Source organism: Phormidium pseudopriestleyi FRX01, from assembly GCF_017313335.1.
GTDB lineage: Bacteria > Cyanobacteriota > Cyanobacteriia > Cyanobacteriales > Laspinemataceae > Laspinema > Laspinema pseudopriestleyi.
Window position 1 is genome coordinate 17786 of the sequence record NZ_JAFLQW010000463.1, and the last position, 9302, is coordinate 27087.

General features: G+C 46.8%; 4 protein-coding genes. 1 reads left to right on the plus strand and 3 read right to left on the minus strand.

The window, feature by feature from the left end; translation table 11 throughout:
• Positions 1-202: 202 nt before the first annotated feature.
• Both J0895_RS17625 and J0895_RS17630 read right to left on the minus strand, forming a co-directional pair.
• Positions 203-2617, minus strand: a complete 2415-nt coding sequence (locus J0895_RS17625) for an adenylate/guanylate cyclase domain-containing protein (protein WP_207089317.1) — start codon at positions 2615-2617, stop codon at positions 203-205.
• Positions 2614-5400 (minus strand): hybrid sensor histidine kinase/response regulator, encoded by a 2787-nt coding sequence (locus tag J0895_RS17630; RefSeq protein WP_207089318.1) that lies wholly within the window; start codon positions 5398-5400, stop codon positions 2614-2616. Before J0895_RS17630 ends, J0895_RS17625 begins: the two co-directional genes overlap by 4 nt.
• 587 nt (positions 5401-5987) lie before the next feature.
• On the opposite strand from J0895_RS17630, the gene J0895_RS17635 reads away from it, so the two are divergent.
• Positions 5988-7727 carry a putative bifunctional diguanylate cyclase/phosphodiesterase gene (locus J0895_RS17635; protein ID WP_207089319.1) on the plus strand — a complete coding sequence of 580 codons (1740 nt, stop codon included), beginning with the start codon at positions 5988-5990 and terminating at the stop codon, positions 7725-7727.
• A 9-nt stretch (positions 7728-7736) separates the two neighbouring features.
• Here the strand turns inward: J0895_RS17635 and J0895_RS17640 are convergent.
• Positions 7737-9302 (minus strand): hybrid sensor histidine kinase/response regulator (locus J0895_RS17640; protein ID WP_207089320.1); only part of this gene is annotated, 1566 nt, incomplete at its 5' end.

A 9302-nucleotide genomic window follows, 5' to 3' on the forward strand; every position in this document is an offset into this window, starting at 1 on the left:
AAACACCCTTTCAGTTTTGTAAAACCCTAAAAGATTTAGAGGTTTTTAAACCGTTAAGACAAAGACACCGGCGGGGGTACAAACCTCCGCCAGTCTATGAGACTCCTGGGGAATTCTAAACCCAACCGATCGCCTTTAAGACTCGGGTAATCGGGGTTCCATTGCCTGGTTCAAACTGGAGAGATTTAGCGGTTCAAAGGAATTAGGGGGATGGGGATAGTTCGGATTTTGACCCGATTAGAAAATAGGTATTCATTTCTCCCTTTCCTTTTACCGCAATTGTTCCGCGTTTTTCTAGTTCGTAATGCTCCTGCAATAAATAATAGGTGGTTTCGCTGACTTGAATTCGTCCCGGTAAACTGTGAGATTCCATGCGACTGGCAATGTTTACCGTGTCCCCCCACAAGTCGTAAATAAACTTTTTGATGCCAATCACCCCGGCTACCACTGGTCCGCTATGAATGCCAATCCGAATGCTAAAAGACTGCTGGGTTTGCTGATTAAATTGGCTCAAGGCGGTTTGCATATCGAGAGCCATATTGGCGATCGCCTTGGCATGGTCTTCCCGTTCAGTGGGTAATCCCGCCACCACCATATAGGCATCCCCAATGGTTTTAATTTTTTCCAGTTGATGCAATTCAGTGAGGCGATCAAAGGCTGAAAAAATTAAATTTAGCAACTCAACCACTTCCATGGCCGAAAGTTCCGAAGCAATTTGGGTAAATCCGACCAAATCCGCAAACAAAACCGTGACATTCGCATAAGTTTCAGCGATACTATTGGGTTCCAGCTTGAGGCGATCGACGATGGGTTCGGGTAAAATATTCAGCAGCAAATTTTCGGTCTTCTTTTGTTGCTTTTGCAGGGCTTTTTCCACCTTAATTCGTTCAGTGATGTTTCTGAACATTCCCCGAATGGCGACCGGCTTCCCTTCTAAATACTTGCAATTCATACTGCCTTGCAAGGAGATTTTCTGACCATCTTTAGTCATAAATTCTGCGGTGACTTCATCAATGGTTTCCCCGGCAAAGATGCGGTCAAAGCGGTCTTGATACTGGAGTTTGCTCTGGGGATGCAGAATTTCAAACACCGTCATCTTTTCTAGGTCAGATTGACTGTATCCCAGGGTTTCTTTCCAGGCCAGATTGACATACAAAAAACGACCTTCTATAGAAACACTCTGAATCAAATCGCTGGCATTTTCAAATAAATCGCGATAGCGTTCTTCGCTTTCTTGGAGGGCAATTTCGGCTTGTTTGCGTTTGATAAATTGACCAATTTGGCTGGCGATCGCACTACAAGTTCCCATCAAATCTTCATCAATCGTCTGGATATCGCGACTGTAGAACCCGATCACCCCAAGCAATTCCGAGGATTGGTCCACCCGGGGCTGAGTTTCCGAAGCATCACCGAAAATCGGGAAGGCAAACCCACTCTTCAAACCCGCTTGCACTAAGTAGTCTGTTCCCGGCCACTCCATCGCAAACCCAGGGAGATCCTCCGTCCACACCGCCTGATGAATCGCCCACACATGACCGGGTAATCCTTCACCCTCGGTTAATTGGGTTTTTCTGCTCTGTTGCAACGCGAACCATTCCCAACTCGCGCTGTGCCACAGTTGCAGACAAGTGAGACAATCCGGTTGGTATTCTGACTCCCTGGACAGCTTAGACGGTGGATAGTCTCCCCCTTCATCCCGCATTTGCACCTGCCAAATTTCACCGACATCCCACTCTAAACTTTCACATAAGGCAGGCAACAGTTTTGGTGTTGCCTCTACCAGATTTGCCGATTCCGACAAAATCCGAATCGTCGCAGATTGTGCTAAATTCCGTTGTTGTTTGCGCTTGCGATCGGTGATATCCCGACCGATATAAACCAAATCGGGAATATCTGCTGCGGAAACATCAATGACGGCACAGGAAAATCCCACATAGACTTTTTTGCGTGTTTTGGTGTGACAAACAATTTCTACCGGGGACAATCCTGGCTCATCTCGCTCCATTTGGGAGAGGAAAAAATCTTTCACCAAATCCTGATGATCTCCCACAATTTGGGAAATCTCTTTTCCGAGTAATTCGGCCTCAGAATACTCAAATAAGTCCAGGGTACTTTGATTAACTTTTTTGATTAAACCCGTTTCAGTGGTGACGATTAATGCATCAGCCATCGAGGAGAGAATTTGTTCGATATACCGTTTAGATTCAAAGAGGGCGGACAGGAGGAGATTCGTTTCATTCGTAGCTTGGACTAATCGCTGTTCCAAGCTCATGCGATCGGTGACATCCTCTAAAAAAACGATGAGATGTTGTCCCTGAATCTGCTCTTCTTGAACGACATACATATCAAAATAAACCGGCGTCCCCGCTTCGGTAAACCGACTCAGGGATTTTAAATCAAAGCTCATCTGCCGCCCTTCTAAAACCTCCTGTAAGAGGTCCTCTACTCCGATCAATTCGGGAAATGCAAGGCCCACCTCATCATTGACTTGAATGGGACCGGGAGAATCAGAAAATCGGTCCACTCCTGGGGAGGTTTTACGGATGGTTAAAGCTGAATCGAGGATCAGATACTCAATGCCGTGGACCACTAAAAATTTTTTAAAGAAGGGGTTCATTCTACCCAGGCTCGCTCTACAAAAATAACGAATGCTTGATAGGCTTCAGTTAATTGAGCGAATAAATCAGATAGATTATCTGCTTTACCTTGCTTGGCGTCTCGTTCGAATTGGGCGGCAATGCTACAAATTTGTTGAGCTCCGACATTCCCACTGGCACCCTTAATATAATGCGCTTCTTGTTTGAGAGTGGCCAAGTCTTCGACTGAAACGCTTTGGAGTGATACAAGATGGGTTTGTAGTTCTTCAATAAATGTTTCTAGCAGCTCTTTCCGAAAAACCGAATCTCCTTGAGAAATTCGTTCAAGACGTTCCAGATCCAGGATCTGGTCTCCGGAGGAGCGATCGCCCGCGTCAACGGGTTGAAACCCGACTCTTGCCCCGCTCAATTGATTTACCCATTTTGATAGTATAGCCTGAAGTTGTTCCGGACAGACTGGCTTACTAATATAATCATCCATTCCTGCATCTAAACATTTTTCCCGGTCCTCCTTCATGGCATGAGCCGTCATGGCGATGATCACAGTATGCCTTGGGTTACGCACTGGCGACTCCCCGGTTCCCTGTTCTAAGCGGCGGATCTGTGCGGTGAGTTGATATCCGTCGAGGACCGGCATTTGGCAATCCATCAAAATGATGTGATAAGAATGAGCTTGCCACAATTTCAGCGCTTCTTCACCCTGATTGGCAATATCGGCTTGATATCCTAATAGTTCCAGTTGTTTAATGGCGACTTTTTGATTCACGGGATTATCTTCAGCCAAAAGAATTTTGATTGGACTTTGCCCGATGTTAATTTTATCTTTGGGATAAAAGAACGGGTCCGGCTTTGTTGTTACAGCTAGACCAACGGCGCGACAAATGATTTCTAAAAATCGTGCAGGTTTAATGGGTTTAATTGAACCGTCGCAAAAGCCACTGTTTAAGGCCGTTTTGACGAGATTGCGCTGATGGGTCGCGGCGATCGCAATTAAAGGAATACTGGCAAATCGCGAATCCCGTTTAATCTGTTCAGCTAAGGCAATTCCCGTGATGTCCGGCATTTCTAAATCAATCACCATCAGGTCATACTCGATGCCTGACTCCCATTGGGTTTGTAAGAAAGTGAACGCTGTGTCACTCTCGGTTTCTTCCACTTGGATTCCCCAACGGGTGACGCGATCGCGAATCACCATCTGCACGACTTCACTGTGGGCTACCACTAACAGAGATAGGCCCGATATCTCCGGTGGAACTGACAGCTTATTCACCGGAATTCCTGGCTTTTTAAACGGAATTTTAAACCAAAAATTTGACCCTTCTGATTCCCGACTTTCTACGCCAATTTCTCCCTCCATGAGAATGACTAACTGTTGAGAAATCGCCAGTCCCAACCCCGTTCCTCCATATTTCCGAGTCGTCGAAGAATCCACTTGGGAAAAGGGTTGAAAAAGCTGAATTTGGTGATGGGGTGCAATCCCAATCCCCGTATCAATCACCGAGAACAACAGGATCGTTGAATCAGGAGTTTCCGTCAATCGTTCGACTTGCAGGACCACATAGCCCTCGTCGGTAAACTTAATCGCATTTCCAATCAGATTCATGAGAATGCAGCGCAAGCGGGAGCTATCTCCCTGCAAACCAAGGGGGATATCGTCCTCGATAAAAAAGGCAACTTCTAGGGATTTTAAATGGGCTTGCGGGGCCAATAAATCCATGACTTCTTCCACGCTAGTAGCTAGGTTGAAATCTAATTTTTCTAGCTGCATCTCTCCGGCTTCGAGTTTGGAGAGGTCTAAAATTTCATCAATTAAGGTTAAGAGAGCATCTCCACTGGTGCTAATCGTCTCAAGAAGGTCGCGCTGTTCATCGGTTAAAGCTGTTTCTAATAATAATCCCGTCATCCCCAAGACTGCATTCATCGGGGTCCGAATTTCATGACTCATATTGGCTAAAAAGTAACTTTTGGCGGTGTCAGCCAGTTCCGCTTCTCGACGAGCGCGGTCGAGTTCTGCCGTGGCTCTTTGACCCTCGGTAATGTCTCGGCCAATATAAACTAAATCGCCATAATCATCGAGTTCGGTGCCAATGGCGGCAATGGAGAAGGAAACAATGATGCTTTCTCCTTTTTTCGTCCGACAAATGCCTTCAGCGGTTGTCAAAAGGGTGGGTTCACTCGGGGCATGGTGATGCCAGTCATGGGGTAAGAGTTCTGCGCTTTCAATCCGTAGAGAAATCGGCTGACCAATCAGTTCAGAATCCTCGGAATAACCAAATAAATTAACGGCAGCGGGATTGACATTTTGAATCCGACCCCGGCGATCGGTCACCAACAATGCATCAGCCATTGAGGTGATAATTTTATCGGTGTAGGATTTGGCTGCCTCTAGGGTAGAAAGGAGCAGGTTGGCTTCATTGATGCGTTGCACCAATTCTTGTTTTAATACCATCGTTTCCGTGGTATTTTCTAACAGAATTAGCCCTCGCCGTTCCTCGGTTTCAGCTTGGGTCGGGTCCGCGATCAAGTGCAGGTCGAAATAAAACGGGTGGCTCGATTCTATAATCCGGGCAATTCCTTTGATTTCAAACCCTTCCCGTTGTCCTTGAACGATCGCCCGGAATACCTCTTCGAGTCCGATGAGTTCGGGAAATCCCCACCGGATATCCTCTCCCACCCCGACTCTAGCGCCCCCTGCTGCAAATTCCATCGCGCCAGCAGATGCCTCAATGATGTACCAGTCGCGATCAACGGCCAGGTACTCCATGCGGCGAGGAGTCAGTAGTTTATTCAGAATTGGATTCATTTCGCGTTTCAGGTTCAATAGGGAAACAGTTTGGGCTATTTATTTAGGATGCCCAATTAGCTGACTTGGTTCTAAACGTTTATTAAAAGGATATAAAAGGGTGGGATTTCACCGTCTGACACCGCCACCATCCCCGGCCTATTGCTTTTGTATTTTATCCCTTGCTTTTCAGTTTTGCATCAAAAAGTTTCAAGGGTACTCATTTTTGGATTGCTATTTAACCCCGTTTCGGATTCACCCTCCTCGCGACTTAGGGAACAGGTATGGTAAAATAACATAATATTTGTTTTTATCCTTAAAGGTTCAGGGACCTAAGAATAACCAGGGAGACGTTCAGGCTCGTTTAATCCTAGGTAGGAATCTTGAAACTACCAACTAGCGATCGGGTCAACTTGTAGAATCAAGTCACGGATTGCTTAACATTTGTCAAGCCCACGCCGGTGGAACCCTCCACGGAGCCTGGTCTGGTAAAAGAGATAAATCGAATCGGAGAAAATGGCGACAATCAAGTATTGCTGCCATTTAGCGTGCGGTTCAATAGAGAAGTTAATGGGTCAAGAAAACTGTCAGATCGGGTTGTTGAGTGCATGAACAAGAAAATACTGATTGTCGAAGATGAAAATTCGTTTCGCAAAACCGTCATCAAAATCCTGAGTTCGGAAGGGTTTGAAGTCATTGGGGCAGAAAATGGTAGCATCGGGGTAAATTTGGCGCAAACTGAACAGCCGGATTTAATCTTGTGCGATATTATCATGCCTGGGCTGGATGGTTATGAAGTGCTGACAATCTTGCAGCAGGACCCCACCACGGCAATGATCCCGTTTATCTGTTTAACCGCTCAGGAGGACCGTTCCTCTATGCGCCGGGGGATGGAACTCGGAGCCAGTGATTATCTGACGAAACCCTTTACTCGAACTGAACTGATGGGTGCGATCGCCTCCCAACTCGGTAAACGGGAACGTCTGAAGCAGGAACAGAAAATTGCCCTCGAAGAGGCGATCGGCCAACTCAACGACCTGGTGTATTACGACAGCTTAACCAATCTCCCTAATCGATTAATGTTGCGAGATCGCTTCGAGCGCACCCTCCCCGACGACCCGGATCAACCCAGCTTCATCCCCGTTGCCATCCTGAGTTTAGACCAGCTCAACCGCTTCAACAATACCCTCGGCACCGACTACAGCGACTTATTACTCCAAGCCGTCACCGAACGGACCCTCCGCTATGTGGGACCAAATGCGACCGTCGCCCGATTAAACAGCGAGCAACTGGCCTTAATTTTGCCCCCCTTGACTGAAAAACAGCAAATAGAAGAAACGGCTCGCCGAATTTTGGCCCTATTTTCCACCTTTTTTAGCATCTTAAACGACGAAGTATTCCTCACCAGTAGCATCGGCATCGCCGTCTATCCCGATGATGGTCAAGAAATTGATAGCTTGCTCAAATCCGCTAACTTGGCTATGCATCAAGCCAAAGAACAAGGCGGAAATTGCTATCAACTTTACACCTCAGCCATTGAAGAGAAATCTTACGATCGCCTCATGCTAGAAATGAATTTGCGGCAGGCATTAGACCGCAATGAATTCATCCTTTACTATCAGCCTCAAGTCAACTTAAAAACTGGCAAAATTGTCGCTGCCGAAGCCCTGATCCGCTGGCTCCATCCTGAGCGAGGCTTGATTTCCCCCGCCGAATTTATTCCCATAGCCGAAGAAACGGGGATGATTGTGCGGATTGATGAATGGGTCTTGCAGAATGCCTGCGAACAAGCCCAAATCTGGCAACAGGCCGGTTATCAACTCACCATTGCGGTCAATTTATCCGGTCTGCAATTTAATCAACCCGGTTTAACCCAGCGCGTTATTCATATTATCCGAGAAAGCCAAGTCAATCCCTGTCATGTGGAAATTGAACTCACCGAGAGCGCCCTCGTCCACAATCCTGAACTCGCCATCTGCATCCTCAGAGACCTCAAAGACTTCTCCTTACAACTTTCCTTAGATGATTTTGGAACCGGCTATTCTTCCTTGAGTTATTTGCAACAATTTCCCTTCGATACCCTCAAAATAGACCGCTCTTTTGTCCGAGACTTAATGAACAGCGCCAAAAATGCAGCGATTATCAATGCCATCATTCAACTCGCCAGACAGCTTAACTTGAAAGTGATTGCCGAAGGGGTAGAAACCCGAGAACAATATGATTTTCTCCTAGAAAATAACTGTGATTTAATCCAAGGGTATTACTTTAGTCCCCCCCTAGCCATAGACGCCTTTGAAGAGTTTTTAAGCGAACGACAGCATCATTCATCCTTTGTCAAAGACCTCTAAAACAATCTGCTAGGCTTCTTCCTTGAGGGTGGCGATAAAGCCTTGAAGGCGGGTGAAAATTATCTCTAATTCAGCCACCAACTCTTCCAGACCATCCTGGCACTGCTGATTGGCTTGAGATTCAATTTGACGGGCAATATTGGGCATGGAAAGGACGGCAACGGTCGCCGAACCTCCCTTAAGCTGATGAGCGCGACGGCTTAAGGCAACCCAATCTTGAGTCTCTATATAGCGCTTAATATCCTCGAAATAAACCACCGCATCTTCCATAAAGGTTTCTAGGAGTTCTAACTCAAACTCTTCATCTCCGCGAGAAATTTCATGGAGGCGATCGAGGTCAATGGGGGTTTCATCCAGAGGAGTACAGATGGCGGATTTAGAAGGGAGTGTTGGGTGGGAAATGGTCTCTTGAACGCCGCTGATGGTTTCTCCCCAGTGATGCAAAATTGCAGCTAACTGGTCGATATCCACAGGTTTGCTGATATAGTCATCCATTCCGGCTTCTAAACATTTTTCCCGGTCTCCTTTCATGGCATTAGCGGTCATCGCAATGATCGGGGTATGGCGAGATGAACCTTCGCGATCGCGCAATGCTTTTGTTGTTTTATACCCATCCAAAACCGGCATCAAACAATCCATCAGAACGATATCATAGGATTGCTGCGCCAGACAATCGAGGGCTTCCTGTCCATTCTCCACACAGTCTGCGGCATACCCGAGCACCTTGAGTTGGCTTAAAATCACTTTTTGGTTAATTGGAGTATCTTCCACCAATAAAATTTTCAGATTCTTAACCTGTTCGAGTACCGGACTGGATCTGCTGGCATCTTCCCGGAAGAATAAAGAATGAGAAACCTCCGACGGTTGACCCTGAAGCGCTTGAGTCAACCTTTCTAATAAGCTAGAGGCTTTAATCGGTTTGAGTAAATAACCAGCCGCCCCTTTTTTCAGGAGGCGTTTTAGCAATTCATGTTGATGAATTGAGACCATGACGATCCATTTAAGGTTGCAGAAACTTGGGTCGGAAATCAGGGTTTGGGCCAGGGTTTCCCCATCAGATTTAGCATTTTGGAGGTCAATTAAAACCAGAGAATAAGGCTTGCCTTGGGCGTAAGCATTTTGCAAAGCGGCGATCGCCTCGTCAGAGTTCGCAACTGCCTCCCCCTGAAGATGCCAAGACTCTAAATAGGCAGAAATCATCTGCCGACTCGTGGCATTGGGATCCATTACTAACAGGCGCAAATCCCGAGGAGACGGCGGTAATTCCGGCAGCAATTTGCTCCCACCGGGCACGATTTCAAAGGTTGCGGTAAACCAGAAGCGCGAACCGACACCCACGGAACTTTCCACCCCAATTTCACCCCCCATTAACGTCACCAATTGCTTGCAAATCGCCAATCCCAAACCCGTGCCTCCATACTTCCGCGTCGTTGAGGCATCCACTTGGGAAAAAGATTCAAATAATTTATGTTTGTCCCGGGGATTGATGCCGATTCCCGTATCCCGGACTTCAAAATACAGGGTAGTGGTGGTGGGGGTTTGAAGCTGTAAGGAAGCATGAACAACCACTTCACC